At 71.9% G+C, this 26,913-nt stretch carries 19 protein-coding genes; 14 read left to right on the top strand and 5 right to left on the bottom strand.

What is annotated here, in order from left to right:
• Positions 1-25: 25 nt before the first annotated feature.
• From AB0G84_RS23165 to AB0G84_RS23150, 4 genes are read left to right on the top strand one after another with little or no spacing between them, the layout of a single operon-like run.
• On the top strand, positions 26-1,189 hold the full coding sequence (locus tag AB0G84_RS23165) for an ABC transporter ATP-binding protein (RefSeq protein WP_361323834.1): 1,164 nt from the start codon (positions 26-28) through the stop codon (positions 1,187-1,189).
• Positions 1,186-2,124 carry an ABC transporter permease gene (locus AB0G84_RS23160; protein ID WP_361323831.1) on the top strand — a complete coding sequence of 313 codons (939 nt, stop codon included), beginning with the start codon at positions 1,186-1,188 and terminating at the stop codon, positions 2,122-2,124. The genes AB0G84_RS23165 and AB0G84_RS23160 overlap by 4 nt, the downstream gene beginning before the upstream one ends.
• Positions 2,124-2,972: an ABC transporter permease gene (locus tag AB0G84_RS23155; RefSeq protein ID WP_361323828.1), complete on the top strand. Its 849-nt coding sequence runs from the start codon at positions 2,124-2,126 to the stop codon at positions 2,970-2,972. Before AB0G84_RS23160 ends, AB0G84_RS23155 begins: the two co-directional genes overlap by 1 nt.
• A 20-nt stretch (positions 2,973-2,992) precedes the next feature.
• The gene (locus AB0G84_RS23150; RefSeq protein ID WP_361324095.1) at positions 2,993-4,408 is read left to right on the top strand and encodes an FAD-dependent oxidoreductase; all 1,416 of its coding nucleotides are present in this window, start codon (positions 2,993-2,995) and stop codon (positions 4,406-4,408) included.
• A 178-nt stretch (positions 4,409-4,586) separates the two neighbouring features.
• On the opposite strand, the gene AB0G84_RS23145 is transcribed toward AB0G84_RS23150, so the two are convergent.
• Both AB0G84_RS23145 and gabT read right to left on the bottom strand, forming a co-directional pair.
• Complete coding sequence (locus tag AB0G84_RS23145) at positions 4,587-5,312, bottom strand: phosphatase PAP2 family protein (RefSeq protein WP_361323825.1); 726 nt, start codon at positions 5,310-5,312, stop codon at positions 4,587-4,589.
• 599 nt (positions 5,313-5,911) lie between these two features.
• Entirely contained in the window at positions 5,912-7,261 is a 1,350-nt protein-coding gene (gabT, locus tag AB0G84_RS23140) for a 4-aminobutyrate--2-oxoglutarate transaminase (protein WP_361323822.1), read from the bottom strand.
• 284 nt (positions 7,262-7,545) lie between these two features.
• On the opposite strand from gabT, the gene AB0G84_RS23135 reads away from it, so the two are divergent.
• The 10 genes from AB0G84_RS23135 (at position 7,546) to AB0G84_RS23090 (ending at position 24,648) form a co-directional block, all read left to right on the top strand.
• Positions 7,546-10,029, top strand: coding sequence for an ATP/GTP-binding protein (locus tag AB0G84_RS23135; RefSeq protein ID WP_361323819.1), 2,484 nt, complete (start codon positions 7,546-7,548; stop codon positions 10,027-10,029).
• Positions 10,030-10,501: 472 nt separating this feature from the next.
• The gene (locus tag AB0G84_RS23130; RefSeq protein ID WP_361323817.1) at positions 10,502-12,196 is read left to right on the top strand and encodes a PucR family transcriptional regulator; all 1,695 of its coding nucleotides are present in this window, start codon (positions 10,502-10,504) and stop codon (positions 12,194-12,196) included.
• 444 nt (positions 12,197-12,640) lie between these two features.
• A complete protein-coding gene (locus tag AB0G84_RS23125) occupies positions 12,641-14,101 on the top strand; it encodes an aldehyde dehydrogenase family protein (protein ID WP_361323814.1) in 1,461 nt (486 codons plus the stop codon).
• A 621-nt stretch (positions 14,102-14,722) separates the two neighbouring features.
• Entirely contained in the window at positions 14,723-16,642 is a 1,920-nt protein-coding gene (locus AB0G84_RS23120; RefSeq protein WP_361323812.1) for an acyl-CoA dehydrogenase family protein, read from the top strand.
• 110 nt (positions 16,643-16,752) lie between these two features.
• On the top strand, positions 16,753-18,018 hold the full coding sequence (gene dxr, locus AB0G84_RS23115) for a 1-deoxy-D-xylulose-5-phosphate reductoisomerase (protein ID WP_361323809.1): 1,266 nt from the start codon (positions 16,753-16,755) through the stop codon (positions 18,016-18,018).
• A complete protein-coding gene (locus AB0G84_RS23110; protein WP_361323806.1) occupies positions 18,015-19,316 on the top strand; it encodes a site-2 protease family protein in 1,302 nt (433 codons plus the stop codon). Before dxr ends, AB0G84_RS23110 begins: the two co-directional genes overlap by 4 nt.
• A gap of 185 nt (positions 19,317-19,501) precedes the next feature.
• Positions 19,502-20,659, top strand: coding sequence for a flavodoxin-dependent (E)-4-hydroxy-3-methylbut-2-enyl-diphosphate synthase (gene ispG, locus AB0G84_RS23105; RefSeq protein ID WP_361323803.1), 1,158 nt, complete (start codon positions 19,502-19,504; stop codon positions 20,657-20,659).
• A 197-nt stretch (positions 20,660-20,856) separates the two neighbouring features.
• Positions 20,857-21,702: a GNAT family N-acetyltransferase gene (locus tag AB0G84_RS23100; RefSeq protein ID WP_361323801.1), complete on the top strand. Its 846-nt coding sequence runs from the start codon at positions 20,857-20,859 to the stop codon at positions 21,700-21,702.
• Between the two features lie 48 nt (positions 21,703-21,750).
• Entirely contained in the window at positions 21,751-22,287 is a 537-nt protein-coding gene (locus AB0G84_RS23095) for a GNAT family N-acetyltransferase (protein WP_361323798.1), read from the top strand.
• Between the two features lie 651 nt (positions 22,288-22,938).
• The gene (locus AB0G84_RS23090) at positions 22,939-24,648 is read left to right on the top strand and encodes a proline--tRNA ligase (RefSeq protein ID WP_361323797.1); all 1,710 of its coding nucleotides are present in this window, start codon (positions 22,939-22,941) and stop codon (positions 24,646-24,648) included.
• A 119-nt stretch (positions 24,649-24,767) separates the two neighbouring features.
• Here AB0G84_RS23090 and AB0G84_RS23085 read toward each other — a convergent pair whose 3' ends face one another.
• From AB0G84_RS23085 to AB0G84_RS23075, 3 genes are all read right to left on the bottom strand, one after another.
• Positions 24,768-25,679, bottom strand: coding sequence for an aminoglycoside phosphotransferase family protein (locus tag AB0G84_RS23085; RefSeq protein WP_361323794.1), 912 nt, complete (start codon positions 25,677-25,679; stop codon positions 24,768-24,770).
• Positions 25,680-25,766: 87 nt separating this feature from the next.
• Positions 25,767-26,321: a ferritin-like domain-containing protein gene (locus AB0G84_RS23080; protein WP_361323791.1), complete on the bottom strand. Its 555-nt coding sequence runs from the start codon at positions 26,319-26,321 to the stop codon at positions 25,767-25,769.
• Between the two features lie 73 nt (positions 26,322-26,394).
• On the bottom strand, positions 26,395-26,889 hold the full coding sequence (locus tag AB0G84_RS23075; RefSeq protein ID WP_361323788.1) for a hypothetical protein: 495 nt from the start codon (positions 26,887-26,889) through the stop codon (positions 26,395-26,397).
• Between the last annotated feature and the right edge of the window lie 24 nt (positions 26,890-26,913).

The following is a 26,913-nucleotide window of genomic DNA, read 5'->3' as shown; positions in this document are numbered from 1 at the left end:
CCTTCCGACCCACGGGACGACCGACATGACCCAGAACGCGCCCACCCAGAGCACCGGCGGCGACGTCCGCCTCCACGGGATAAGCAAGACCTACGGCTCCTTCACCGCCGTCCATCCGCTCGACCTGACCGTCCCCGCGGGCTCCTTCTTCGCGCTCCTGGGTGCCTCGGGCTGCGGCAAGACCACCACCCTGCGGATGATCGCCGGGCTGGAGGAGCCCACCAGCGGCACCGTCGAGCTGTCCGGCCAGGACGTCACCGCCCTGCCGCCCTACAAGCGCCAGGTCAACACCGTCTTCCAGAACTACGCGCTCTTCCCCCACCTGGACATCTACGAGAACGTCGCCTTCGGGCTGCGCCGCCGCGGCATCAAGTCCGTCAAGAAGCAGGTCGAGGAGATGCTCGACCTGGTCCAGCTGGGCCCGATGGCACGCCGCAAGCCGCAGCAGCTCTCCGGCGGCCAGCAGCAGCGCGTTGCGGTCGCCCGGGCGCTGATCAACCACCCCCAGGTGCTGCTGCTCGACGAACCGCTGGGCGCCCTCGACCTCAAGCTGCGCCGCCAGATGCAGCTGGAGCTCAAGCGCATCCAGACCGAGGTCGGCATCACCTTCGTGCACGTCACCCACGACCAGGAGGAGGCCATGACGATGGCCGACACCGTGGCCGTGATGAACGGCGGCCGGGTCGAACAGCTCGGCGCCCCCGCCGACCTCTACGAGAACCCCGCCACCACCTTCGTCGCCAACTTCCTCGGCACCTCCAACCTCATCGAGGCCGAGGTCGTCGAGGCCGGCGGCGAGGAGCTGGTCCTCAGTGCGGCGGACCACACCCTGCGGCTGCCCGCCGCCCGCTGCAGCGCCGTGGCCCGCAAGGGCGACAAGGCGCTGGCCGGCGTACGGCCCGAGAAGGTCGCCCTGGCGCACACCGACGACGCCGGGGACGTCCCCGAAGGCCACAACCAGCTCCCCGGCCGCATCAAGGACGCCAGCTTCATCGGCGTCTCCACCCAGTACGTCGTCCAGGTGCCCGGCCTCGGCGAACTCGCCGTCTACGAGCAGAACATCGCCCGCGACGGACGGCTCGTCCCCGGCGCCGAGGTGGTCCTGCACTGGAGCCCGGCGCACACCTTCGGGCTGGACGCCGCCCAGGACATCCAGGCCGGCGCGGACCTCGACGAGGAGGCCGCATGAGCCTGACCGAGACGCCCGCCCCGCCGGACGCGCAGGACGGCGCGGCCCCCGCGGAGGTGCGCAAGCCGGCCGTCCGCAAACGGCTCGTCCCCTACTGGCTGCTGCTGCCCGGCATCCTGTGGCTGCTGGTCTTCTTCGCCGCGCCGCTCGTCTACCAGGCGTCGACCTCGATCCAGACCGGCTCCCTCGAAGAGGGCTTCAAGGTCACCTGGCACTTCGCCACCTACTGGGACGCGCTCGGCGAGTACTGGCCGCAGTTCCTGCGCTCGGTGGGCTACGCCGCCGTCGCCACCGCGCTCTGCCTGCTGCTGGGCTACCCGTTGGCGTACCTGATCGCCTTCAAGGCGGGCCGCTGGCGCAATGTCGTGATGATCCTGGTCATCGCGCCGTTCTTCACCAGCTTCCTGATCCGGACGCTGGCCTGGAAGACGATCCTGGCCGACGGCGGGCCGGTCGTCGGCGCCCTGAACGCGCTGCACATCCTGGACGTCACCAGCGCCCTGGGCATCACCGAGGGGCACCGGGTGCTGGCCACCCCGCTCGCGGTGGTCTGCGGACTCACCTACAACTTCCTGCCGTTCATGATCCTGCCGCTCTACACCTCCCTGGAGCGCATCGACCCGCGGCTGCACGAGGCCGCCGGCGACCTCTACGCCCGTCCGGCGACCACCTTCCGCCGGGTGACCTTCCCGCTGTCCATGCCCGGCGTCGTCGCCGGCACCCTGCTCACCTTCATCCCGGCCGCCGGTGACTACATCAACGCCGAACTGCTGGGCTCCACCGACCAGAAGATGATCGGCAACGTCATCCAGTCGCAGTTCCTGCGGGTCCTGGACTACCCGACCGCCGCCGCGCTCTCCTTCATCCTCATGGCGGCCATCCTCGCCATGGTCACGATCTACATCCGCAAGTCCGGGACGGAGGATCTGGTCTGATGGCGGCATCCGAGACCACGGCGAACACCACAGCGCGTACGCCCCATCCGGCGCTGCGCTGGCTGCGCCGCAACATCATCACGCTGGCGGGCCTGGCCACCCTGGCCTACCTGGTCCTGCCCAACGTCATCGTGATGGTCTTCTCCTTCAACAAGCCCAACGGGCGCTTCAACTACCAGTGGCAGCGCTTCTCCACGGACGCCTGGGCCGACCCGTGCGGTGTGGCGGACCTGTGCGGATCGCTCGGCCTGAGCCTGCAGATCGCCGTCTGGGCCACCGTCGGCGCCACCGCACTGGGCACCATGATCGCGTTCGCGCTGGCCCGCTACCGCTTCCGCGCCCGGGCCGGCGTCAACACCCTGATCTTCCTGCCGATGGCGATGCCCGAGGTCGTGATGGCCGCCTCGCTGGCCACCCTCTTCCTCAACATGGGCATCCAGTTCGGCTTCTGGACGATCCTCATCGCGCACATCATGTTCTGCCTGAGCTTCGTCGTCACCGCCGTCAAGGCCCGCGTGATGAGCATGGACCCGCGGCTCGAACAGGCCGCCCAGGACCTCTACGCCTCACCCGTGCAGACCTTCCTGCGGGTGACGTTGCCGATCGCCGCACCCGGCATCGCGTCCGGCGCCCTGCTCTCCTTCGCGCTGTCCTTCGACGACTTCATCATCACCAACTTCAACGCCGGCTCCACCGTGACCTTCCCCATGTTCGTCTGGGGATCGGCACAGCGGGGCACGCCCGTCCAGATCAATGTCATCGGCACGGCGATGTTCCTGGTCGCCGTGTTGTGCGTAGTCGCCGGTCAACTGGCCGGGAACCGCCGCAAGAGGAGTCAGAGGAGCTGAGAACCATGGCACGAGCTGCCATGCCGCATTCGTCCGGGGCGTCCCCCGTCCATGCGCTCGCGGACGCCGCCCCTACCCCCTTCTGGCTGGAGGACCCAGCCCGCCCCGATGCCCGGCCGGCCCTGGTCGGCGACGAGACCTGCGACCTGCTCGTCGTCGGCGGGGGCTACTCCGGACTGTGGACCGCCTTGATCGCCAAGGAGCGCGACCCGCAGCGCGATGTCGTGCTCATCGAGGGCGCCGAGATCGGCTGGGCCGCCTCCGGACGCAACGGCGGCTTCTGCGCCGCCTCCCTCACCCATGGTCTGGGCAACGGCCTGGCCCGCTGGCCCGGTGAACTCGCCAAGCTCGAAGAGCTCGGCATCCGCAACCTCGACGCCATCGGGGACGCGGTCGCCCGCTACGACATCGACTGCGACTTCGAGCGCACCGGCGAGATCGACATCGCCACCGAGCCCCACCAGATCGCCGAACTCAAGGAAGCCGCCGAGGACGCCGCCAAGCTGGGCCTGGACCGGCACACCTTCCTTGACCAGGACGAACTGCGCGCCGAAGTCGACTCACCGACCTTCCGCGCCGGCCTGTGGGACCGCGATGGCGTCGCCATGGTCAACCCGGCGCGCCTCGCCTGGGGCCTGAAGCAGGCCTGCCTGGGCCTCGGCGTCCGCATCTACGAGCGCACCCGAGCCACCGACCTCGCCTCCGAGGGCACGGGCATGGCCGTCCGTACGCCCTACGGCCGGGTCTTCGCCCGCCATGTCGCCCTCGGCACCAACGCCTTCCCGTCCCTGGTGCGGCGGGTACGCCCGTACATCGTCCCGGTCTACGACCACGCCCTGATGACCGAGCCGCTCTCCGACGAGCAACTCGCCGCCATCGGCTGGAAGAACCGCCAGGGCCTCTCGGACTCCAACAACCACTTCCACTACTTCCGCATCACCGCCGACAACCGCATCCTGTGGGGCGGCTACGACATCGTCTACCGCTACGGCGGCGGCGTACGCGCCGAGTTCGACCACCACCCGGCCACGTACGAGAAGCTCGCCCGGCACTTCTTCCGCTGCTTCCCGCAGCTGGAGGGCCTGCGCTTCACCCACACCTGGGGCGGCGCCATCGACACCTGCTCGCGCTTCTCGGCCTTCTTCGGCACCGCCCACGCCGGCCGGGTGGCCTACGCCGCCGGCTACACCGGGCTCGGCGTGGGCGCCACCCGCTTCGGCGCCGAGGTGATGCTCGACCTGCTGGCGGGCGAGCGCACCGAACGCACCGAGCTGGAGATGGTGCGCAGCAAGCCGCTGCCCTTCCCGCCCGAGCCGCTGCGCTGGGCGGGCATCGGCCTCACCCAGTGGTCGATGACCCACGCCGACACCCACGGCGGACGCCGCAACCTGTGGCTGAAGGCGATGGACAAGGTGGGCCTGGGCTTCGACAGCTGACGGTCCACGGCCCTCGGCTGAGGGTCCACGGCCCGACGGCCGACGGCTTTGGGTCGGCATCGGGCGGTGGGGCGGGTGAGTGACCGGCGACGGTCGCCCGCCCGCCCCACGGCGCACTCCGCCCGCGCGGCGGCCCTGGCTCGGAACGGCAGCCGGCCCGCCCGCCCCTCGCCTCCCGCTACCCGGTCATGTCGCCCTTCGCTACCGCTCCGCCGCTGTCTACCGCTGCTCGCCGCGCTGTGGCCGGCCCCGACCCGGAGTCGCCCACCGACACTCCGCCCGCCCGCACACCGTCCACCGGCACACCACACACCGCGCACCACGCGGCGAGCAGCACCCCGGCCAGACACCAGCTGCCCAGCACGTCCAACGGCCAGTGGTAGCCGCGGCGGACCAGTCCGAGGCCCACACCGGCGTTGAGCAGGGCCACCGCCCCGACGAGTACGCCGGCCGCCCTCCGGCCACCAGCGAAGAGGGGCCGCCCTCCCTCCCGGCTCCCCAACACCAACAACGCGGCCACGCCGTACGCGACCGCCGCCGTGGCGCCGTGCCCCGACGGGTAGAAGCCGGCGTGTGCACCGCCGGCCATCTGCGGCGGACCGGGCCGGGCAAGCCAGAGCTTGAGCGGGACGACGAGCGCGGGCACCGCCGCCAGCGCGAGCCCGGCGGCGAGCGGCGGCAGCCACCAACGGGCCGGACCCTTCCCGTCCGCGCGTCCCTCCTGCCGCGAGTGCCGCCACCCGCGCCACCCGGCCCACACCATCACCACCAGCAGCGCCGGCACCGCAACGGCCGTATTGCCGAGATCGGCGAGGAACTCCGCCACGGAGGACGGGAATTCGCTGCCGGAGACGGCACGGCCGAGCCGCTCGTCGAGGGTCCGCAGCGGGCCGTGGCCGGCCACCTGCCAGGTGAGGACGGCGAACAGCAGGGCGCAGACGAGGGCGGTGCACAGCGACGGGGTGGGGCGCAGGCCGGAACGGCGGCCCGGTGGGCCCGGAAAAGGGGTCGACCGCCTCGGAACAGGGGGGGTGGTTCCGAGGCGGCCGTGGTGACCGGTGTTCCGCGCGCCCCGGGGGGTATGGGGCGGGCGGACGTCCGATCGGTGAGGATTCCCGGAGCCCGCTCTGCCAGCGGTCCCGGTGTTGTGCGCGAGGGCACGGCCTGATCGGAGCCGGGGAAGCGCCGACCGGGCGTCGCCCGCAGTCCCCTGCGGGCGGGGTGTATCTCTCATCTGCAGAAACCGTACGGCACCGCGGGCGCGCCGGACAGCCGCATCACCCTGCCGCCATTGGCCCCGCACATCTTCTTCACTCCATACCTCCGATACGGTGCTCCTCCGGTGTCCCCGACACCGCTCCCGACCGGTATCGCCGCAGGTGGAGGCGTTTATTCCGGCTACCGGGCGGGTGCCTGGGCGCCGGTTCGACGACGTGCAACGGCGCGGTCCGGGGCACGACCGTGGTCGTACTCCGGACCGCGCCGGGTGCGGGCGAGGGCCGCTCAGATCGTGGTGAACGCCGCCTCGAGGATGTCCAGACCCTCGTTGAGCAGGTCCTCGCCGATGACCAGCGGCGGCAGGAAACGCAGCACATTGCCGTAGGTGCCGGTGGTCAGCACCAGCAGGCCCTCCTGGTGGCAGGCCTTGGCGAGCGCGCCGGTGGCCTCCGGGTTGGGCTCCTTGGAACCGGACTTGACCAGCTCGATGGCGATCATCGCCCCCCGGCCGCGGACCTCGCCGACGATGTCGTACTTCTCGGCGATGGCGTTCAGGCGGGCCTTCATGATCTCGCCGATCCGGCGGGCCTTGGCGTTCAGGTCCTGCTCGCGCATGGTCTCGATGGAACCGAGCGCCGCGGCGCAGGCCACCGGGTTGCCGCCGTAGGTGCCGCCCAGGCCGCCCGCGTGCGCGGCGTCCATGATCTCCGCACGGCCGGTGACGGCCGCCAGCGGCAGACCGCCCGCGATGCCCTTCGCCGTGGTGATCAGGTCCGGGACGATGCCCTCGTCCTCACACGCGAACCACTGGCCCGTGCGGCAGAAGCCGGACTGGATCTCGTCCGCGACGAAGACGATGCCGTTCTCCTTCGCGAAGTTCGCGATGGCGGGCAGGAAGCCCTTGGCCGGCTCGATGAAGCCGCCCTCGCCGAGCACCGGCTCGATGATGATCGCCGCGACGTTCTCCGCGCCGACCTGCTTGGTGATCTGCGAGATGGCCTGCTCGGCGGCCTCCTGCGCGCAGTTCTCCGGGCCGGTCAGCCAGCGGAAGGGGTAGGCCAGCGGCACCCGGTAGACCTCGGGCGCGAACGGGCCGAAGCCGTGCTTGTACGGCATGTTCTTGGCGGTCAGCGCCATCGTCAGGTTCGTCCGGCCGTGGTAGCCGTGGTCGAACACGACGACCGCCTGGCGCTTGGTGTACGCACGCGCGATCTTGACCGCGTTCTCCACCGCCTCAGCGCCCGAGTTGAACAGCGCCGACTTCTTCGCGTGGTCGCCCGGCGTCAGCTCGGCCAGCTGCTCACAGACCTCGATGTACGGCTCGTACGGCGTCACCATGGCACAGGTGTGGGTGAAGTCGGCGAGCTGCGCGGTGGCCCGGCGGACGACCGCCTCCGCGCTGTTGCCGACCGAGGTCACCGCGATGCCCGAGCCGAAGTCGATCAGGGAGTTGCCGTCCACGTCCTCCAGGACGCCGCCGCCAGCACGCTTGACGAAGACGGGCAGCACCGCCCCGACGCCACTGGCCACCGTGGCCTGCTTACGGGCCCACAGCTCCTGCGACTTCGGGCCGGGGATCGCGGTGACGACGCGACGCTCCTGGGGGAGGCCGGGGCCTCCGGACAGTTCGGTCATGGCAGTCTCCTGGGGTGGGACGGAACGTACACGGTCTTCTGCAGACGTCTTGTTCTCGCAGGTTAGGGGCGGCTGGGCGGCTCTGGCATGTTCCGTTCGGGAGAAGTGTGCGTGTTGCGTTGTCCGCACCGGACATAGCGGTGGACCGCGGCCAGTAGATTGAGCGACGGCGTGCCCGGCAGCGGCGGGCACGAGCACGGGCATGACAATGGCAGAGCGGCCGGTCCACTCCCGGCCGCCGATGACGCACCAGGCCACGGCTCAAGGGGGACAAGGGGCACCGGATGGACACCGAGGGCACGCACGACGCACGCAACACCCGCTCCGACCAGGTCCCGCGCCCCACAGCGCCCCCGGACGCCCCACCACGTCCCAGCGGGCCGCCACGGGTGGGGGGCGTACGTGGTGAGGCCGCACCTGCCGGCGCCGTCCGACGGGCCGAGGGCACTCCCCAATCCCCCCTCATGGCCTGGCTAAGCGCTCCGCGAGTGCTGGCGGAACCCGGCGTCTGGGCGTACGGGCACAAGCCCAAACCGAAGGATCCACCGCAGGAAATCGCGGTGACTCAGCTGATCGCCGGCGCGGTCGTCTCGTTCCTGTGCGCCTGGCTGATCTGGTCGCTGCTGATGAACGACTACCTCGGCCCTTACTGGAAATGGCCCCGCGAGGTGATGCTGCCCGACGCGTGGAAGACGGGCAACGCCAACATCATCTCGTCGTTCATCTACATGGCGCTGGTGCTCGGCGCCATCGTCGTTGTCTTCGGGCGGGTGGGCAGGTGGCCCGAACTCGTCCGCCGGCTGCTGTCGCCGGTGGCGAACCGGATCTGGCACGGGCTGCCCTCATGGCTGGCGCCCAAGGACCCGGCTGCGCTCCCTGGCGGGCAGCTGATCGCACGTGCTGCGCTGACTCTGACACTCATCTGGTTCCTCTGGCAGTGGTGCATCGACAAGACGACCGATTCGTCACTGTTGATGCTGCAGCTGGAGAAGCTGACCCCGGCCTCGGGGGAGGGCGAGTCGTACTTCTACTACGCCACGAGCTACTCCCTCGTCGACCTCGGCGTGCTGCTGGCCCTTTTCGGCAGGTTCGGATGTCTGCCCGAACTGTGGCGTCGCTATGGCTCGAAGGGGCGAAGCCCCGCATCCGATGCCGCGCAGTCCACCGAGGCGGATCACCGGGTGCTGCAGGTGGACCAGGCCGAGTGGGCCGGCCTTCGTGCGGCCGGCGCCCCCGAGGCTGCCGACCGCCTGGCGACCGAAGCCCGGTCCGGTCTCATGAACGACGTCGATCACGCTCGGATCCTCCGTGCCTGGGAGTCCGTGCGCGCCCAGCCGAGTCGGCTGCAGGCATTCGTCGACAGCGTGCGGACAGCCGGGGCAGCGGCCTGTCTCCACCCGTCCGGGGCGCGTGACCTGACGACCCGCCTCGCACAACACGACTTGCTAACCTCCCAGGTTCGGATCGGCACCGCCTCCGAAGACGTGCGCAATCCGTACAACCGACGTGGTACGGGCTTCGCGCTCGCCCCAGATGTGCTCGGCACCTCGCTGCTGGCCCTCGGCCCGGCCGGCTCCGGCAAGACGGCTCGCCTGGTCCGGCCGCTGGTGGAGACCCTGTGCCTACAGGCGCTCTCGGGGCGTGCCGCCGTGGTGTCCGTCGGGACGGCTGGGTCGGTCTCGGCGCCCGACGACGCCTTCGACGCGGTGATCAAGGTTGGCCACCGTGATGCGGACTGCGACCTGGACCTGTACGGAGGGACGACGGACCCCGATGAGGCGGCCGCGATTCTGGCCGAGGCTCTGGTGGGCGACCTGGTGGCGACACTGCCCGGGGGAGACGGGCGGCGCGCGGCCACCGTACTGGGGCAGCTGCTCGGGCCCTTCCGGATCGCGTACGACAGGTTCCCCCGGGTCCCCGAGCTGAGGGAGCTGCTGGACGGATCCCGGGAAACCATGGCGCGACTGCGTGAGGTGTTGCAGGCTGCCGGGGAAGACAGCGCCCTGCGTGAGCTGGACGCGCGCGAGCGCCAGGCCGAGCGGACCGGTGACCTCGGGGTGCTGCTCGCGGACCGGATCGCGCTGCTGGACCGGCCGGCCTTCGCGGGGTTCTTCGATCCGACCGGGCGTTCCCGGCAGGTGTCGCTGCGCTCCTTGGACCATCCGCTGCGGGTGCGCATCGACCTCCCCGAGCGCGGGCGTGCGGATGCCTCGCGGATCTTGGCGCGGCTGGTGCTCGCACAGTTCACCGAGTGCACGGCGGCCCGGGCGGACCGATCGGTCTTCGCCTGTTTGGTACTTGACGATGCATCACATGTGATCACGCAGGAGGCTCTGCGCGGGTTGCAGCGGTTGCGGACGGCGAACGCGGGGGCGGTCCTGACCCTGCGTGCGCTGGACGACGTACCTGAGTCGCTGCGCGGTGGAGTGCTGGCGGCGGTCGGCTGCCGCATGGCGTTCGCGGGCGTCTCCGTATGGGACGGGGCGCGGTTCGCCGAGGTGTGGGGCAAGGCGTGGGTGGAGACACGTGATGTGACCGACCGGCAGATTGTTTCCGACGAGCCGTTCACCAAAGTCATGCACTCCATTCGAAGGCTGGTCACCGGCAAGAACGTGACGGCGAAGGCAGTGACAGTGCGCACCGTGGAGCGGGAGCGCTGGTCCGCGTCAGAACTCTCCAACCAGGTCCCGGCCGGGCATGCGGTGCTCTCCGTGACCTCGGTCTCCGGGGAGGCGGCACCCCCCGTCCTCATCGACCTGCGTTCCTGAGCCCCCGTCGAGGTCCAGGGGGACACCGTGCCCGCGGTGAGCAGAAGGCATCCGCCTGCCTCGCCGCCGCGGTGTCCGTGGTGCTGGAGGGGGAGATGCCGGACCGCAGCGGCGACCGGGCGTCCAGAGGTGTCCGGCTGCCCGGCGGGGAGCCGGTGCCCGGGCCGGAGCGGTTGCCGGGCCCGCGCAGTGCCCCGAGTGATGCCTCGAGCGGTGGCCCCGAGCGGTGGCCGGGTGGGAGCGGTGGCCCCAGTGGTGGCCGGAGCCGGGTGGGGCGCGGTGGTGGGGAGTCCCCCGGATTCCTCCGCTGAGGCAGAATCGACAGGGGGCGTTCGTACGCGGCGGCACAAAACGCCGGTCGTCGGCCGCCGCGCGCCGTCGGCCGCGGCCGTCACTTCGTCGCAGCCGTCGCCACCACCGCAGTTGTCGAAGTCGTCGAGTCGTCGAAGGCTTCCGAGCCATCGAAGGTCCTATGCCGCACACCCTCGCGTCGCTGGTCAACCACACCGCGCTCAAGCTGACCGTGCTCGCCGGTGAGGGGCGGCTGGACGTGCCGGTGCGCTGGGCGCACGCCAGCGAGCTGATCGATCCGGTGCCGTACATGGAGGGCGGTGAGCTGTTGCTGATCACCGCGCTCAAGCTGGACGCGGAGGATCCGGAGGCGACCCGCAGATATGTGCGGCGGGTCGCGGAGGCGGGTGTGGTCGGGCTGGGCTTCGCGGTGGGCGTGAACTACGAGGACGTGCCGGAGCCGCTGGTGCAGGCGGCGCGGGAGCACGGACTGCCGCTGCTGGGAGTGCCCCGGCGGACACCGTTCATCGCGATCAGCAAGGCGGTCTCGGCGGCGGTCGCCGCCGACCAGTACCGGGCGGTGACCGCGGGGTTCGAGGCACAGCGGGAGCTGACCCGGGCCGCGCTCGGCGCGGAGGGGCCGGCCGAGCTGCTGGCCCGGCTGGCGGCGCACCTGGACGGCTGGGCGGCGCTCTACGACGCGTCGGGCGCGGTGGTGGCGGCCGCTCCCGAATGGGCGGCGCGGCGCGCGGCCCGGCTCTCGGGGGACGTGGCGCGGCTGCGCGAGCGGCCCGCGCCGGCCAGCGCGGTCGTCAGCGACACGGACGGCAACGACCGGGTCGAGCTGCAGTCGCTGGGTACCGGGAGGCGGTCCCGCGGGGTGCTCGCGGTGGGGACCGGAGCGCCGCTGGGTACCGCCGGGCGCTACGCCGTGCACTCCACGGTCGCGCTGCTCACCTTGACCACCGAACGGTCCCGGGCGCTGCAGGACGCCGAGCAGCGGCTGGGCGCTGCGGTGCTGAAGATGCTGCTCGCGGGCGAGCCGGACCATGCCAGGGCGGTAGCCGGACGGCTCTACGGGGGGCTGCTGGACGCCCCGTTCCGGATGGTGGTGGCCGAGCCGGTGCCGGCCGAGGAGCAGACACCGCCCCCGAGTGGCTCGTCCCTGACTGCCTCGTCCCTGAGTGCTTCGTCCCCAGGTGGGACGGCCGGCCCGGTGGGGGTGCTGGAGGGGCTCGCCGATGCCATCGAGTCGGCCGCCGTGCGGAACGGGGAGGCGATACTCGCGGTCCCGGACGGCGGCCGGCTGGTCGTGCTGGTGCCGGACGGCGGGGCGGCCGCGGACGCCTGTGCCGGGTACGCCGCCGAGGCCGAGGCCCGGACCGCCGCACGGGGGCGGACCCGCGGCCGGCCGGGCCGGGCGGGGGGCGGGCACGGCGGCGCCGGGATCGCGATCGGGCTGTCCGCGCCGACCGGGCCGATGGCCGCCGCCCACGCCTACCGGCAGGCCGAGCAGGCGCTGTCGGTAGCCCGCCGCCGCGGCCGGGCACTGATCGAGCACGAGGACGTGGCGGCCGGGTCCGTACTTCCGTTGCTCGCCGACGACGCGGTGCGGGCCTTCGCGGACGGGCTGCTGCGGGCGCTGCGGGAGCACGATGCGACCGGCCGCGGAGACCTGGTGGCCTCGCTGCGCGCCTGGCTCGCCCGACACGGCCAGTGGGACGCAGCCGCCGCCGACCTGGGCGTGCACCGGCACACCCTGCGCTACCGGATGCGGCGGGTGGAGGAGATCCTGGGGCGTTCGCTGGACGACGCGGATGTCCGGATGGAGCTGTGGCTGGCACTGAAGGCGACGTCGGCGTCCCAGGGGGAGTGAGACGTCGGCGTCGCAGGGGGACTGAGGGGAGGAGCTACCGGTGGGGCCGCACCTACCTCGCAGGTCGGAACCCGTAACCGCCCAGCCCCTGAACCCGTCCAGCCCCTGAACCTGCCCGGCACCTGAACCTGCCCGGCACCTGAACTCGCCCGACACCTGAACCCGCCGTGCGGAACCCCGTACTCCTGCTCGCCAAGCTCGCCAATCCCGCCGGGCCCGCCGAGCCGCGCAGTCGGCCGATCCCGCCAAGCCCGCCCGCCTCTCACACCCCGCCCCGCACCCCCACCCCCCTCCACCACGGAGGGACCCGCCCGCGCATTTCTACGCTTCGGACAAACGCCATGGCGGCGCCGCACCCCTACCGTGGTGCCAGAGTCAAAAACCGCAGAGCCGCTCCCTGAGCCTTGCGCACCACCCACCACGTCTGAAGGGCCGGGTTCCACTGTGCCGATCTCCGCTGATGCAGCCCCCACCGCCTTTTGGCTCGCCGGCCGTGAGGCCACCGGCGATGCCACCTTCGATGTCACCTCCCCCTGGGACGGACGTCTCGTCGGCACGGTGAGCGTTCCCACCGAGGCCCAGGTCGAGGAGGCCATCGCGGCTTCCGTCGCGGTCCAGGAGGAGTTCGCGGCGACCCCCGCGCATGTGCGTGCCGCGGCCCTGGACCATGTGCAGCGCCGCCTGGTGGAGCGCACCGAGGAGATCGCCCAGCTGATCTCCGCGGAGAACGGCAAGCCCATGAAGTGGGCGCGCGGCGAGGTCGGCCGGGCCATCTCGGTGTTCCGCTTCGCCGCCGAGGAGGCCCGCCGCTTCAACGGCGGCGAGGCCCAGCGCCTGGACACCGACGCGGGTGGCGCCGGCCGGCTCGCGCTGACCCGACGCTTCCCGCGCGGCACGGTCCTGGGCATCGCCCCGTTCAACTTCCCGCTGAACCTCTGCGCCCACAAGGTCGCCCCGGCCATCGCGGCCGGCGCCCCGATCATTCTCAAGCCTGCACCGGCCACCCCGCTCTCCGGCCTGATCATCGGCGAGCTGCTGGCCGAGACCGACCTGCCGGCCGGTTCCTGGTCGATCCTGCCGGTGCCCAACGACCGGATGCCGGCGCTGGTCCAGGACGAGCGGCTGCCGGTGGTCTCCTTCACCGGTTCCGAGAAGGTCGGCTACGCCATCCTCGACTCGGTGCCGCGCAAGCACTGCACCCTGGAGCTGGGCGGCAACGGCGCGGCCGTCGTGCTGCCCGACTGGTCCTCCGAGGCGGACCTGGACTGGGCGGCGCAGCGCATCGCGATCTTCTCGAACTACCAGGGTGGCCAGTCCTGCATCTCCGTGCAGCGGGTCATCGCGGACGCCTCGGTCTACGACCGGCTGGTGCCGAAGATCGTCGCGGCGGTCGAGGCGCAGGTCACCGGCGACCCGTCGGACGACGCGACCGAGGTCGGCCCGCTGGTGAACGAGGACGCGGCCAAGCGCGTCGAGGCCTGGGTGGACGAGGCCGTGGAGCGCGGCGCGAAGCTGCTCGCCGGTGGCAAGCGCGACGGCGCCTCCTACGCGCCGACCGTCCTGGAGAACGTGCCCGCCGACGCCACCCTCGCCTGCGAGGAGGTCTTCGGCCCGGTGCTCGCACTGACCAAGGTCGACGGGGAGGCCGAGGCGTTCGCGGCCGTCAACGACTCCAAGTTCGGCCTCCAGGCCGGTGTCTTCACCCACGACACCCAGACCGCCTTCCGCGCCCACCGGGCGCTGGAGGTCGGCGGTGTGGTCATCGGCGACGTGCCGTCCTACCGCGCCGACCAGATGCCCTACGGCGGCGTCAAGCAGTCCGGTGTGGGCCGCGAGGGCGTGCGCTTCGCGATGGAGGACTACACCTACGAGCGGGTGCTGGTGCTCACCGGGCTGGCGCTGTAACCAGGCGTCAGCGCCACCACCGCACCGCACCGCTCCACCGCACCGCACCACCACACCGCTCCACCCGGGCCCGTCCGGACCGGTGGACAGCGACGGCCGCCCCGCCGGCCGTACCCCGTCCGGGCCCCGGCCGACGCACCCCGGTGCCGGCCCCCGACGCGGCGCGCTCCGACACCCTGTTCCCGGAGCGCGCCGCGTCACCCGTTTCCCGGGCCCGGGTCCCGCCCCGCCCTTCGATCCCGCCCCGCCCGTCGGCTCCCGCCCCGCCCTTCGGGTCCCGACCGGCACCACGCCCCCTCGCGCCGGGGCGAGGTGTGGCCCGGTCCCCCTCAGGGCCCTCAGGGTCACCAGGGCCACTAGGGCTACCGGAGCCACCGGAGCCATCAGAGCCATCAGGGCGGTATGCCGCCCCCCCCGAACGGCCGATGCCGGCCGTGCCGGCCCGGCCGCGGCGGGGCGTATGTGCCATATGGCCAGGAGCCGCCGTACGGCCCCGCTCAACCCGTACCTCCAGTGGTGCAACCCGTGCGGATCGGGTAACTCTCACAAGTAGCGCTGTTCCAGCGGCCCGACCGGCCCGCCGGCGCAGAACTCCCGATTCCGCGGCGAGGTGAGCTCCTGATGACCGCTCCGTCCATCCGCAACGTTTCCGAGCGCGAAGCACGCCAGGTCGCCGAGGCGGCCCGCGAGCAGGACTGGCGCAAGCCCAGCTTCGCCAAGGAACTGTTCCTGGGGCGTTTCCGGCTCGACCTCATCCATCCGCACCCCACCCCCGCGGTGGACGACGTGCGCCGCGGCGAGAAGTTCCTCGCCACGCTGCGGGAGTTCTGCGAGACGCAGATCGACGGCGCCCGCATCGAGCGCGAGGGGAAGATCCCGGACGAGACCGTCAACGGGCTCAAGGAGCTCGGCGCGCTCGGCATGAAGATCGACCCGAAGTACGGCGGTCTGGGGCTCACCCAGGTGTACTACAACCGGGCGTTGTCGCTGGTCGGCACGGCCAGCCCGGCCATCGGCGCGCTACTCTCGGCGCACCAGTCGATCGGTGTGCCGCAGCCGCTGAAGCTCTTCGGCACCCAGCAGCAGAAGGAGACGTTCCTGCCGCGGCTGGCCCGTACGGACATCTCGGCGTTCCTGCTGACCGAGCCCGACGTCGGCTCGGACCCGGCCCGGCTGGCGACCCTGGCGGTGCCGGACGGCGAGGACTACGTCCTCGACGGGGTGAAGCTGTGGACCACCAACGGCGTGGTCGCCGACCTGCTGGTGGTGATGGCGCGGGTGCCCGCCTCCGAGGGCCACAAGGGCGGCATCACCGCCTTCGTCGTCGAGGCGAACTCGCCCGGCATCACCGTCGAGAACCGCAACGCCTTCATGGGTCTGCGCGGACTGGAGAACGGCGTCACCCGCTTCCACCAGGTCCGGGTCCCCGCCGCGAACCGCATCGGCCCCGAGGGCGCCGGCCTGAAGATCGCGCTGACCACGCTCAACACCGGACGCCTCTCGCTGCCCGCGATGTGCGTGGGCTCCGGCAAGTGGTGCCTGAAGGTCGCCCGTGAGTGGTCGGCGGCGCGCGAGCAGTGGGGCCGGCCGATCGCCAAGCACGAGGCCGTCGGCGCCAAGATCTCCTTCATCGCCGCCACCACCTTCGCCCTGGAAGCGGTCGTCGACCTCTCGTCCCAGATGGCCGACGAGAACCGCAACGACATCCGCATCGAGGCGGCGCTGGCCAAGCTCTACGGCTCGGAGATGGGCTGGCTGATGGCCGACGAGCTGGTCCAGATCCGCGGCGGCCGGGGCTTCGAGACCGCCCCCTCGCTCGCCGCCCGCGGGGAACGCGCGGTACCGGCCGAGCAGATGCTGCGCGATATGCGCATCAACCGGATCTTCGAGGGGTCCACCGAGATCATGCACCTGCTGATCGCCCGGGAGGCGGTGGACGCGCACCTGTCCGTCGCCGGCGATCTGATCGACCCCGACAAGACCCTCGCCGACAAGGGCCGGGCGGCGGCCAAGGCGGGCGGGTTCTACGCCCGCTGGCTGCCCAAGCTGGTCGCCGGACCGGGCCAACTCCCGCGTACGTACCAGGAGTTCGGGCGGCTCGCCGGGCACCTGCGGTATGTCGAGCGGACCTCGCGCAAGCTCGCCCGCTCCACCTTCTACGCGATGTCCCGCTGGCAGGGCCGGATGGAGACCAAGCAGGGCTTCCTCGGCCGGATCGTCGACATCGGCGCCGAGCTCTTCGCGATGAGCGCCGCCTGTGTGCGGGCCGAGTACCTGCGCGAGACCGGCGATCACGGTCGGGAGGCGCAGCAACTGGCCGATGTGTTCTGCCGGCAGGCCCGGATCCGGATCGAGGAGCTGTTCGGCCGGCTGTGGACCAACACCGACGAACTCGACCGCAAGGTCGTCTCCGGCGTCCTCGACGGCACCTACACCTGGCTGGAGGAGGGCGTGGTCGACCCCAGCGGGGAGGGTCCCTGGATCGCCGACGCCTCCCCGGGCCCCAGCCTGAAGGACAACGTCCACCGCCCGATCCGCTGAGCCCGGTGTGACGTCACGCCGAGGGGCCCGCCCGGTGAAGATCCGCCGGCCGGGTCCCTCGGCGTGACCTGTGTGTCCACGGCACCACGCCGACCGGCCACAATGGACCCATGACGGACTCCCTCGCCCATCCGCACCTGCGCTTCGAGCCGGCCGCCGGCGACTCCGATGGCCCCCGTTCCCTTGTGATCCTCGGCTCGACCGGGTCGATCGGCACCCAGGCGATCGACATTGTGCTGCGCAACCCCGACCGGTTCCGAGTGACCGCACTCTCCGCGGCCGGCGGCCGCACCGAGCTGCTCGCCGAGCAGGCGCACCAACTGCGGGTGGCCACGGTCGCGGTGGCGCGTGAGGACGCGGTGCCCGCGCTGCGCACGGCGCTGACCGAGCGGTACGGCGCCGGCGAGCCGCTGCCGGAGATCCTCGCCGGCCCGGACGCGGCCACCGAACTGGCCGCCTCCGAGTGCCACACCGTCCTCAACGGCATCACCGGCTCCATCGGCCTCGCCCCCACCCTGGCCGCCCTGAAGGCCGGCCGGGTGCTGGCCCTCGCCAACAAGGAGTCGCTGATCGTCGGCGGACCGCTGGTCAAGGCCGTCGCCAAGCCCGGCCAGATCATCCCCGTCGACTCCGAGCACTCCGCGCTCTTCCAGGCGCTGGCCGGCGGCGACCGGGCCGAGGTCCGCAAGCTCGTCGTCACCGCCTCCGGCGGCCCGTTCCGCGGCCGTACGAAGCGGGAGCTGGCCGGTGTCACCCCCGAGCAGGCGCTGGCCCACCCCACCTGGTCCATGGGCCCGGTCGTCACCATCAACTCGGCGACCCTGGTCAACAAGGGCCTGGAGGTCATCGAGGCGCATCTGCTGTTCGACGTCCCCTTCGACCGCATCGAGGTCGTCGTCCACCCGCAGTCCTACATCCACTCGATGGTGGAGTTCACCGACGGCTCCACGCTCGCCCAGGCCAGCCCGCCCGACATGCGGATGCCGATCGCGCTGGGCATCGGCTGGCCCGAGCGGGTCCCGGACGCCGCACCGGGTGTGGACTGGACCAAGGCGCAGACCTGGGAGTTCTTCCCGCTCGACGAGGCGGCCTTCCCCTCCGTCCCGCTCGCCTGCCACGTCGGCGATCTGGGCGGCACCGCCCCGGCCGTCTTCAACGCCGCGAACGAGGAGTGCGTGGATGCGTTCCTCAAGGGCGGGCTGCCCTTCACCGGGATTGTGGATACCGTCGCCGATGTGGTCGCCGCACACGGAACGCCCGCGCGGGGAACTTCCCTGACCGTCGCGGACGTCCTGGAGGCGGAGACCTGGGCGCGTGCCCGCGCCCGCGAACTGGCCGCCCGTGCGGCACGGACACCTTCGGAGGCTCGCGCATGACGACCTGGATGACCATCCTCGGCATAGTCGTCTTCGTCGTCGGCCTGCTGTTCTCCATTGCCTGGCACGAGCTCGGCCACCTCTCCACGGCCAAGCTGTTCGGTATCCGCGTGCCGCAGTACATGGTGGGCTTCGGGCCGACGATCTTCTCCCGTAAGAAGGGCGACACCGAGTACGGCATCAAGGCCATCCCGCTCGGCGGCTACATCCGCATGATCGGGATGTTCCCGCCCGGGGACGACGGCAAGCTGCAGGCCCGGTCCACCTCGCCGTTCCGCGGGATGATCGAGGACGCCCGGTCGGCGGCCTTCGAGGAGCTGCAGCCCGGCGACGAGAAGCGGCTCTTCTACACCCGTAAGCCCTGGAAGCGCATCATCGTGATGTTCGCCGGGCCGTTCATGAACCTGATCCTGGCGGTCGTGATCTTCATGAGCGTGCTGATGGGCTTCGGCATCAACACCCAGACCACCCAGGTCGGCTCGGTCTCGGACTGTGTGATCTCGGCCTCCGCCAAGACCGACAAGTGCCCGTCCGGCGCCAAGGACTCCCCGGCCAAGGCTGCGGGGCTGCGGGCCGGCGACAAGATCGTCTCGTTCAACGGGCACGACGTCCCGGACTGGGGCACCCTCCAGCAGCAGATCCGTGACACCACCGGTCCCGCGACGCTGGTCGTCGAGCGGCACGGCGCCCGCAGGACGCTGCACGCCGACCTGATCGAGAACAAGGTCGCCAAGACCGACGGGCACGGCGGCTACGTCCCCGGCGAGTTCGTCACCGCCGGATTCCTCGGCTTCACCCCGGCCAGCGGCGTCGTCCAGCAGACCTTCGGCCAGTCCGTGGACCGGATGGGCAACATGGTCGAGCAGGGCGTCTCGTCGCTGGTCAACCTGCCCGCCAAGGTCCCGGACCTGTGGAACGCGGCCTTCAACGGCGGCGAGCGCAAGCAGGACTCGCCGATGGGCGTGGTCGGTGCGGCGCGGGTCGGCGGCGAGGTCTTCTCGCTGAACATCCCGCCGGAGCAGCGGGTGGCGACGATGCTCTTCCTGGTCGCCGGGTTCAACCTCTCGCTGTTCCTGTTCAACATGCTGCCGCTGCTCCCGCTCGACGGCGGGCACATCGCCGGCGCCGTGTGGGAGTCCATCCGGCGGGCCTTCGCCAAGATCGTCCGGCGCCCCGACCCGGGCCCCTTCGACGTGGCGAAGCTCATGCCGGTCGCCTACGTCGTCGCCGGGATCTTCATCTGCTTCACCCTGCTGGTGCTCGTCGCCGACGTGGTGAATCCGGTGAAGCTGACCTGACAACCCGACCGAAAATGCGGTTTGGCGACGGCCGGACACCTCCGTGGCGTTTGGAGGTGTCCGGCCGTCTCCTTTCGGGGGGCCACGGGGGGACGATGTGCCTGGGGGAACGCGTGTGCCGTAACCTCGGAGGCCGGAGCCCGCCGATTCGGGACCTTGATCCATACCTTGGGGTTGCTCGCCAGATGACTGCCATTTCGCTGGGAATGCCGGACGTACCGACCAAGCTCGCTGACCGCCGTGTCAGCCGCAAGATCCAGGTCGGTACGGTCGCCGTGGGCGGAGACGCACCGGTCTCGGTGCAGTCGATGACGACCACGCGGACGTCGGACATCGGCGCCACGCTGCAGCAGATCGCCGAGCTGACGGCCTCCGGCTGCCAGATCGTCCGGGTCGCCTGCCCGACCCAGGACGACGCCGATGCGCTGCCGGTGATTGCCAAGAAGTCCCAGATTCCAGTCATCGCGGACATCCATTTCCAGCCGAAGTACGTCTTCGCCGCGATCGACGCCGGCTGCGCCGCGGTCCGGGTCAACCCCGGCAACATCAAGCAGTTCGACGACAAGGTCAAGGAGATCGCCAAGGCGGCCTCCGACGCCGGCACGCCGATCCGGATCGGCGTCAACGCCGGCTCCCTGGACCGCCGCCTGCTGCAGAAGTACGGCAAGGCCACCCCCGAGGCGCTGGTGGAGTCCGCGCTGTGGGAGGCGTCCCTCTTCGAGGAGCACGGCTTCCGCGACATCAAGATCTCGGTCAAGCACAACGACCCGGTCGTGATGGTCAACGCCTACCGCCAGCTCGCCGCCCAGTGCGACTACCCCCTCCACCTCGGCGTCACGGAGGCCGGCCCGGCCTTCCAGGGCACGATCAAGTCCGCGGTCGCCTTCGGCGCGCTGCTCAGCGAGGGCATCGGCGACACCATCCGGGTCTCGCTCTCGGCGCCGCCCGCCGAGGAGGTCAAGGTCGGCATCTCCATCCTGGAGTCCCTCAACCTCCGTCAGCGCCGCCTGGAGATCGTCTCCTGCCCGTCCTGCGGCCGCGCCCAGGTCGACGTCTACAAGCTCGCCGACGAGGTCACCGCCGGCCTGGAGGGCATGGAGGTGCCGCTCCGGGTCGCGGTCATGGGCTGCGTCGTCAACGGCCCCGGCGAGGCCCGCGAGGCCGACCTGGGCGTCGCCTCCGGCAACGGCAAGGGCCAGATCTTCGTCAAGGGCGAGGTCATCAAGACCGTCCCCGAGTCGAAGATCGTCGAGACCCTCATCGAAGAGGCCATGAAGATCGCCGCGCAGATGGAGGCCGACGGCATCGCCTCCGGCGAGCCGATCGTCACCGCCGCCGGCTGACCGCCGTCGGAACCACCACCGAGCCCCGCCGCCCGCCCCAGGCGGTGGGGCTCGCGGCCGTCCGGGACCGCCCGCGTACGACGGGTGCCCACCGGGCCCCCACCGCGGGAGGGGTGCACCCGCCCAGGTGGAGGTAAAGTGCCAGGACCTGCTTCCGCCTGGCCTCCCAGGCCCGTATCGGTGAGGCATTCCGAGACGTGCTGACCACCCCCGCCATCAAGGTCCTCGAACCCGGGGAGCTCGACGACGCGCTTGCGGTCCTCGACCGCGACCCGGTGGCCAACGCCTTCGTCGCCGCCCGCGTCCAGATCGCCGGCCTCGACCCCTGGCGGCTGGGTGGCGAGATGTGGGGCTGGTACGCCGGCGGCCGCCTGGAGTCGCTCTGCTACGCCGGCGCCAACCTCGTCCCGGTCTGTGCCACCCCCGAGGCCGTCCGCGGCTTCGCCGAGCGCGCCCGCCGCCAGGGCCGCCGCTGCTCCTCCATCGTCGGGCCCGCCGAGCCCACCGCCGAGCTGTGGTCGCTGCTGGAGCCCTACTGGGGCCCGGCCCGGGAGATCCGTGCCCACCAGCCCCTGATGGTCACCAGCACGCCGTCCGCCGAGATCGCCCCCGACCCGTACGTCCGGCGGATCCGGAAGAACGAGATGGAACTGATCATGCCGGCGTGCGTGGCCATGTTCACCGAAGAGGTCGGCATCTCCCCGATGGCCGGCGACGGCGGGCTGCTCTACCAGGCTCGGGTCGCCGAACTCGTCGGAGCCGGCCGCTCCTTCGCCCGCGTCGAGGACGGCAAGGTCATCTTCAAGGCGGAGATCGGCGCCGCCACCCCGCAGGCCTGCCAGATCCAGGGCGTCTGGGTCGACCCCGCCTACCGGGGCAAGGGCCTGTCGGAGACCGGCATGGCCGCCGTGCTGCGCTACGCCCTCAACGACGTCGCCCCGGTCGTCAGCCTGTACGTCAACGACTTCAACACCGCCGCCCGTGCCTCCTACCGCCGGGTGGGCTTCCAGGAAGTCGGTGCGTTCATGAGCGTGCTGTTCTGATTCCCCGTGGGCGTACTGCCGGGCGCCCGGGCCTTGTACGCTCCGAGCATGGATGACGTCGCGGTCGGCCCCTTGGATCTCGCTGCCCGCGTGGATGACGCGCTGGCCGTCCAGGCGCTCGCCTTCGGGCTGAGCGCGGAGGAGGTCGCCGTCCGCCGGCACATCGTGCTGCGTCACTTCGGCTGCACCGGTGCCCGGGCCCTCGGCGCCACCACCTCCGCCGGGCGGCTCGTCGGCTTCGTCTACGGCATGCCCAACGACCGCACTCACTGGTGGTCCACCGTCGTCGAGCCCTATCTGCGTTCCGAGGGCCTCGACCACTGGCTCGACGACTCCTTCACCATCACCGAGCTGCACGTCCACCCCGCCTACCAGGGCCGCGGCATCGGCCGGTCGCTGATCACCCAGATCACCGACGGGGCGGCCGAACCCCGCTCCATCCTGTCGGCCATCGACGTCGAGAGCCCGGCACGCGGCCTGTACCGCTCCCTCGGCTACCGCGACATCGCCCGCCGGGTGCTGTTCCCCAGCGCCCCCACCCCCTACGCGGTCATGGGCGCCCCCCTCCCCCTGAAACGCCCCTGACCGTCCGCTGCGCCTGGCCGTCCTCCCACGTTTTCGGCTTTCCCGCCGTGGCCTGGGCGGCCGGCGGGCCGGTACGCCTTCGGCTGTCCCGCCGTGGGGGTTGTTCGCCGTTGCGCCTGCGGCGGGCGGTGCCGCTGCGCGGGGCTGTTGGGTGCGGTGACGGGCCGGAGGGGTCTGGTGTGTGGACTGCTTCGCTTTACGTCCACACACCAGGCCCCTCCGGCCCGTCCCCTCCCGTCGGGGAAGCTGATGGAGGTGGGCGGGGGCGGGCGTTCGGAGGACGTGTCACACCTGCTTTCGCGAGGAGCACTGGACCACCGACGGCCACCCCCACCAACCGTCTTTCTCACCCACCCACGGGAGGGGACGGGCCGGAGGGGCAGGGGTGTGGGACTGCTTCGCTTTACGTCCCACACCCCTGCCCCGGAGGTCCGTCACCGCACCCGACAGCCCCGCGCAGCGGCCCGGCCCGCAGCGTGGGGGTACCTCCCACGCCCTTAAGGCAGTGGTGGAGCCACGGCGAGAAACCAAAACGGCGGGAAAGCCGAAAACGCGGGAGACAGACAAAGCGCAGCGGCAACGCATTTCCGTGCGCCACACCCGTGCGGCTAACCTCCAGGGAGTCACCTTTCTTACGCAGGAGAAACTCCCATGGCCAACGCCGCACAGGTCCAGCGCATGTCCCGCTTGATGATCAAGACACTGCGCGACGACCCGGCCGACGCCGAGACCGCCAGCCACAAGCTGCTCGTCCGCGCCGGGTACGTCCGCCGCTCCTCCGCCGGCATCTGGACGTGGCTGCCGCTGGGCATGAAGGTCCTGGAGAACGTCTCCCGCGTCGTCCGCGAGGAGATGGACGCGATCGGCGGCCAGGAAGTCCTGCTGCCGGCCCTGCTGCCCAAGGAGCCCTACGAGATCAGCGGCCGATGGGAGGAGTACGGCGACCTGCTCTTCCGCCTCAAGGACCGCAAGGGCGCCGACTACCTCCTCGGTCCGACCCACGAGGAGATCTTCACCCTCACGGTCAAGGACCAGTGCACGTCCTACAAGGACCTGCCGGTGATCCTCTACCAGATCCAGATCAAGTACCGCGACGAGGCCCGCCCCCGCTCCGGTGTGCTGCGCGGCCGCGAGTTCCACATGAAGGACTCGTACAGCTTCGACACCACCGACGAGGGCCTGGCGCAGTCCTACGCCCTGCACCGCGAGGCCTACCAGAAGATCTTCGCCCGGCTGGGCCTGGACTACCGCATCGTCTCCGCCGTCTCCGGCGCGATGGGCGGTTCCGCCTCCGAGGAGTTCCTGGCCCCCGCCGCGGCCGGTGAGGACACCTTCGTCGACTGCCCGAACTGCGACTACGCCGCCAACACCGAAGCCGTGACCGTCAAGGTCGAGCCGGCCGACGGCTCCGCGCACGGCCCCGTCGAGGAGCTGGACACCCCCGACACCCCGACGATCGAGGCGCTCGCCGAGCACCTCGGCGTCCCGGCCTCGGCGACCCTGAAGAACCTCCTGGTCAAGGTCGACGGCGAGATCGTCGCGGTGGGCGTGCCCGGCGACCGTGAGGTCGACCTCGGCAAGCTGGGCGAGCACCTCGCGCCGGCCACCGTCGAGCTGGTCACCGCCGAGGACTTCACCGACCGCCCGGAGCTGGTCCGCGGCTACGTCGGCCCGCAGGGCCTGGCGGGCAAGGCGTTCCGCTACCTCGCCGACCCGCGCATCGCGCCCGGCACCTCCTGGATCACCGGCGCCAACAAGGAGGGCAAGCACGCCAAGAACGTCGTCGCCGGCCGGGACTTCGAGGTCGACGACTACCTCGACGTGGTCGTCGTCGAGCCCGGCGACCCCTGCCCCGAGTGCGGCACCGGCCTGAAGATCGACCGCGCCATCGAGATCGGTCACATCTTCCAGCTCGGCCGCAAGTACGCCGACGCCTTCGAGCTCGACGTCCTCGGCCAGAACGGCAAGCCGGCCCGGGTCACCATGGGCTCGTACGGCATCGGCGTCTCCCGCGCGGTGGCCGCGCTGGCCGAGCAGACCCACGACGAGAAGGGCCTGTGCTGGCCGCGCGAGATCGCGCCGGCCGATGTGCACGTCGTCGCCGCCGGCAAGGCCAAGCAGACCGAGCTGGCCCTGGAGGTCGGCGAGCGGCTGGGCGCCGCGGGCCTGCGCGTCCTGGTCGACGACCGGCCCGGCGTCTCGCCCGGCGTGAAGTTCACCGACGCCGAGCTGCTGGGCGTGCCGACCATCGTGGTCGCCGGCCGCCGTGCCGCCGAGGGCGTGGTCGAGGTCAAGGACCGCCGCACCGGCGAGCGCGAGGAGCTGACGGTCGAGGAGGCCGTCGCCCGGCTCAGCGCCTGACGGCACCGACGGACGGGCCGGCCCGGGGAGCGCCCCGGCCGGCCCGTTCGGCTGCCAGCGCCTGGCGCCCTGGGGATCTGCACCGGATCCCGCGGGGCCCACGAAGCGCCGAAAGCGCCCTACAGCCAGGCGGCGAACTCCAGGAGCAGCTCGCCGCGCTGGCGGTCGCCTCCGGCCACCTCGCGGACGCCGGTGTCCACCGCCCGGTAGAGCGTCCAGTCGCGCAGCCGGTCCCGGTCCACCTCCAGCGAGTCGGCGAGCCTGCCCACCCGGCGGCGGGCCGCGGCGCCCGCGCCGGAACCCGCCATCACGTCCTCGAAGCGGTCCAGCACCAGCGCCGCCAGGTCGTACGCCCGCTCGCCGACCACCGGCGCCGGGCCGACCGCCAGCCACGGCGCCCGCTCACCGCCCAGCACCTTCCCCTGTCGGAAGGCGCCGTGCAGCAGGAACTCCTCCTCGGACCCGGCCGGCAGGTCCCGGCGCAGCTCCAGCGCCTCCTCCACCAGCGGGCCCGCCGCCCGGGTGAGCGCCCCGGCCGTGCGCAGCAGTTGTGTCGCCTCCTCCGTGCGGCCGGCCACGGTCTCGAAGGGGTGTCCCGGGGTGGGCGCCACCCACAGCCGGCGCACCGTCCCGGCCGCCTCCAGCAGCGCCTTGGCCTCCGGCAGCGAGCGCAGCGAGACCGCGCTCTGCAGCCGCTCCAACAGCAGCGCACCACTGGTGTCGTCGTACCGCAGCAGCCGCGCCGCGCCCCACCCGTCCCAGGTGTCCAGGGCGGCCGCCTCCTGCGCCGACGACCGGCCCGGCGCCGGCAGCTTCAGCGCCGCCGGGGTGCCGTCACCCTGCCGCACCAGCGCCAGCAGACTGCTGCGGCCACCGGGCACCTGGACCCGTTCCAGCGTCAGCTCCCAGGCGTCCAAGTGCTGCTGAACCAGCGTCGGAAGGGCCTGCAACCACTCCCGTACGCGTCGATCCGGATCGCCGCTCAGCGAACTCACCAACCGCTGCGGCGGTTCGATGGGGGCCGTTGCCATGCCTGAGCTGTCCCTTCACAGTGGGCGATTGCGGAACTCTGCAACTGCCCGGTACATCATTCCGGGGCGGGCGCCGCCGGCGGTCGGTCAGAGCGCGCCCGCGGAGCCGCTCGCGGTGTCGGACGGCGCGCCCGCCGTGGTCCGCTCCGCGAGACCAGGGAAGGCTACGCCGCTGCCCCGCCAGCGCACCGCCCGCACCGCCGCCTCGCGCAGCGCGGCCGCCGCCTCCCTGCGCCGGGCGCGCCCACCGGACCGTACGAGATCGGCGTAGACGGCGGCCAGCCGGTCCTCCAGCTCCGCCGCCAGCCGCACCGCCGCGGCCGCGTCCGGGACCGGGAACGGCAGCGCATAGGCGGCGGCCGAGGCCTCCGGGGTGCCGCCCAGGTCGCGCACCTCCCGGTGCAGGGCGTCCCGGCGCGCGCGATGGGCGTCGTACGCCGCCATGGCCTCCTTGCGACGGTCCGCGGAGATCCGTCCACCGACCACGCCGTAGCCGTAGACCGCGGCGTGCTCGGCGGCCAGGGCCGCCTGTACCGCCGTCAGCTCATCCTGGACATCCCCATTTTCCGGGTTCTTCCGGTCCTCCCGTTCCTCCTGGTTCGTACGTCGCTGTGGTGCTCCCTGAGCCGTTCGTGCGCTCATGCCTGCGTTCCTTTGTCGGTCCTGCCGTCCCTGTCGCCCTGCTGTCCTGCCGCGCGCCGCGGTCCGGCCGCCGTCACCCGGCCGGCTCCGCGAGCAGATACGCGTGCGCCGCGCCGGCGGCGGCCACCGAGGCGAGCAGCCGGGCCAGCTCGGGAGGCGCGGTGAGCAACTCCCGGGTCCGGGTGTCGGCGAGCCGGCGTTCCGCGTCGGCCAGCGCGGCCACGGCGGACTTCTCGTCTCCGGGCACCGCGGGCGCGGCGGCACTGTGCTTCCGGCTCCGAGCGGGGGTGCTGCCGGGCGAGGGGCCGGTCCGGCGGTCGGTGAACGCCTGGGCGTGCCGGGCTACTTCGGAGCGCAGCGGACGCAGCCGTTCCGCCAGGGCGGGGTGGGCGGCCAGCGTTGCGTCGTAGCGCGCCAGCAGGGCCGTACTGGCGCCGGCGGACCGCTTGCGCAGCCGGGCGGCGGCGGTGGAGTCCTCGCCCCGGTCCGGGGCGTCGCCGGCGGCACAGCCGGTGAGCAGCGCCGCACCCCCGAGGGCGGCACCGGCCAGCAGGGTCCTTCTGCGCATGAACGCCACCTTCGGCACGTTGCA

The sequence above is a fragment of the Streptomyces sp. NPDC020742 genome, assembly GCF_040641675.1.
Classification (GTDB): Bacteria; Actinomycetota; Actinomycetes; order Streptomycetales; family Streptomycetaceae; genus Streptomyces.
This window is presented reverse-complemented; position numbering and strand designations above follow the sequence as displayed.

Excerpts from the sequence above, each read along its gene's own strand:
- AB0G84_RS23150 (WP_361324095.1), top strand. The coding sequence starts at position 2,993 with ATGCCGCATTCGTCCGGGGCGTCCCCCGTCCATGCGCTCGCGGACGCC.
- AB0G84_RS23135 (WP_361323819.1), top strand. The coding sequence starts at position 7,546 with ATGGACACCGAGGGCACGCACGACGCACGCAACACCCGCTCCGACCAG.
- ispG (WP_361323803.1), top strand. The coding sequence starts at position 19,502 with ATGACTGCCATTTCGCTGGGAATGCCGGACGTACCGACCAAGCTCGCT.
- gabT (WP_361323822.1), bottom strand. The coding sequence starts at position 7,261 with ATGACCGAACTGTCCGGAGGCCCCGGCCTCCCCCAGGAGCGTCGCGTC.
- AB0G84_RS23090 (WP_361323797.1), top strand. The coding sequence starts at position 22,939 with ATGGCCAACGCCGCACAGGTCCAGCGCATGTCCCGCTTGATGATCAAG.
- AB0G84_RS23075 (WP_361323788.1), bottom strand. The coding sequence starts at position 26,889 with ATGCGCAGAAGGACCCTGCTGGCCGGTGCCGCCCTCGGGGGTGCGGCG.
- AB0G84_RS23165 (WP_361323834.1), top strand. The coding sequence starts at position 26 with ATGACCCAGAACGCGCCCACCCAGAGCACCGGCGGCGACGTCCGCCTC.
- AB0G84_RS23130 (WP_361323817.1), top strand. The coding sequence starts at position 10,502 with ATGCCGCACACCCTCGCGTCGCTGGTCAACCACACCGCGCTCAAGCTG.
- AB0G84_RS23120 (WP_361323812.1), top strand. The coding sequence starts at position 14,723 with ATGACCGCTCCGTCCATCCGCAACGTTTCCGAGCGCGAAGCACGCCAG.
- AB0G84_RS23155 (WP_361323828.1), top strand. The coding sequence starts at position 2,124 with ATGGCGGCATCCGAGACCACGGCGAACACCACAGCGCGTACGCCCCAT.
- AB0G84_RS23110 (WP_361323806.1), top strand. The coding sequence starts at position 18,015 with ATGACGACCTGGATGACCATCCTCGGCATAGTCGTCTTCGTCGTCGGC.
- AB0G84_RS23085 (WP_361323794.1), bottom strand. The coding sequence starts at position 25,679 with ATGGCAACGGCCCCCATCGAACCGCCGCAGCGGTTGGTGAGTTCGCTG.
- AB0G84_RS23095 (WP_361323798.1), top strand. The coding sequence starts at position 21,751 with ATGGATGACGTCGCGGTCGGCCCCTTGGATCTCGCTGCCCGCGTGGAT.
- dxr (WP_361323809.1), top strand. The coding sequence starts at position 16,753 with ATGACGGACTCCCTCGCCCATCCGCACCTGCGCTTCGAGCCGGCCGCC.
- AB0G84_RS23080 (WP_361323791.1), bottom strand. The coding sequence starts at position 26,321 with ATGAGCGCACGAACGGCTCAGGGAGCACCACAGCGACGTACGAACCAG.
- AB0G84_RS23160 (WP_361323831.1), top strand. The coding sequence starts at position 1,186 with ATGAGCCTGACCGAGACGCCCGCCCCGCCGGACGCGCAGGACGGCGCG.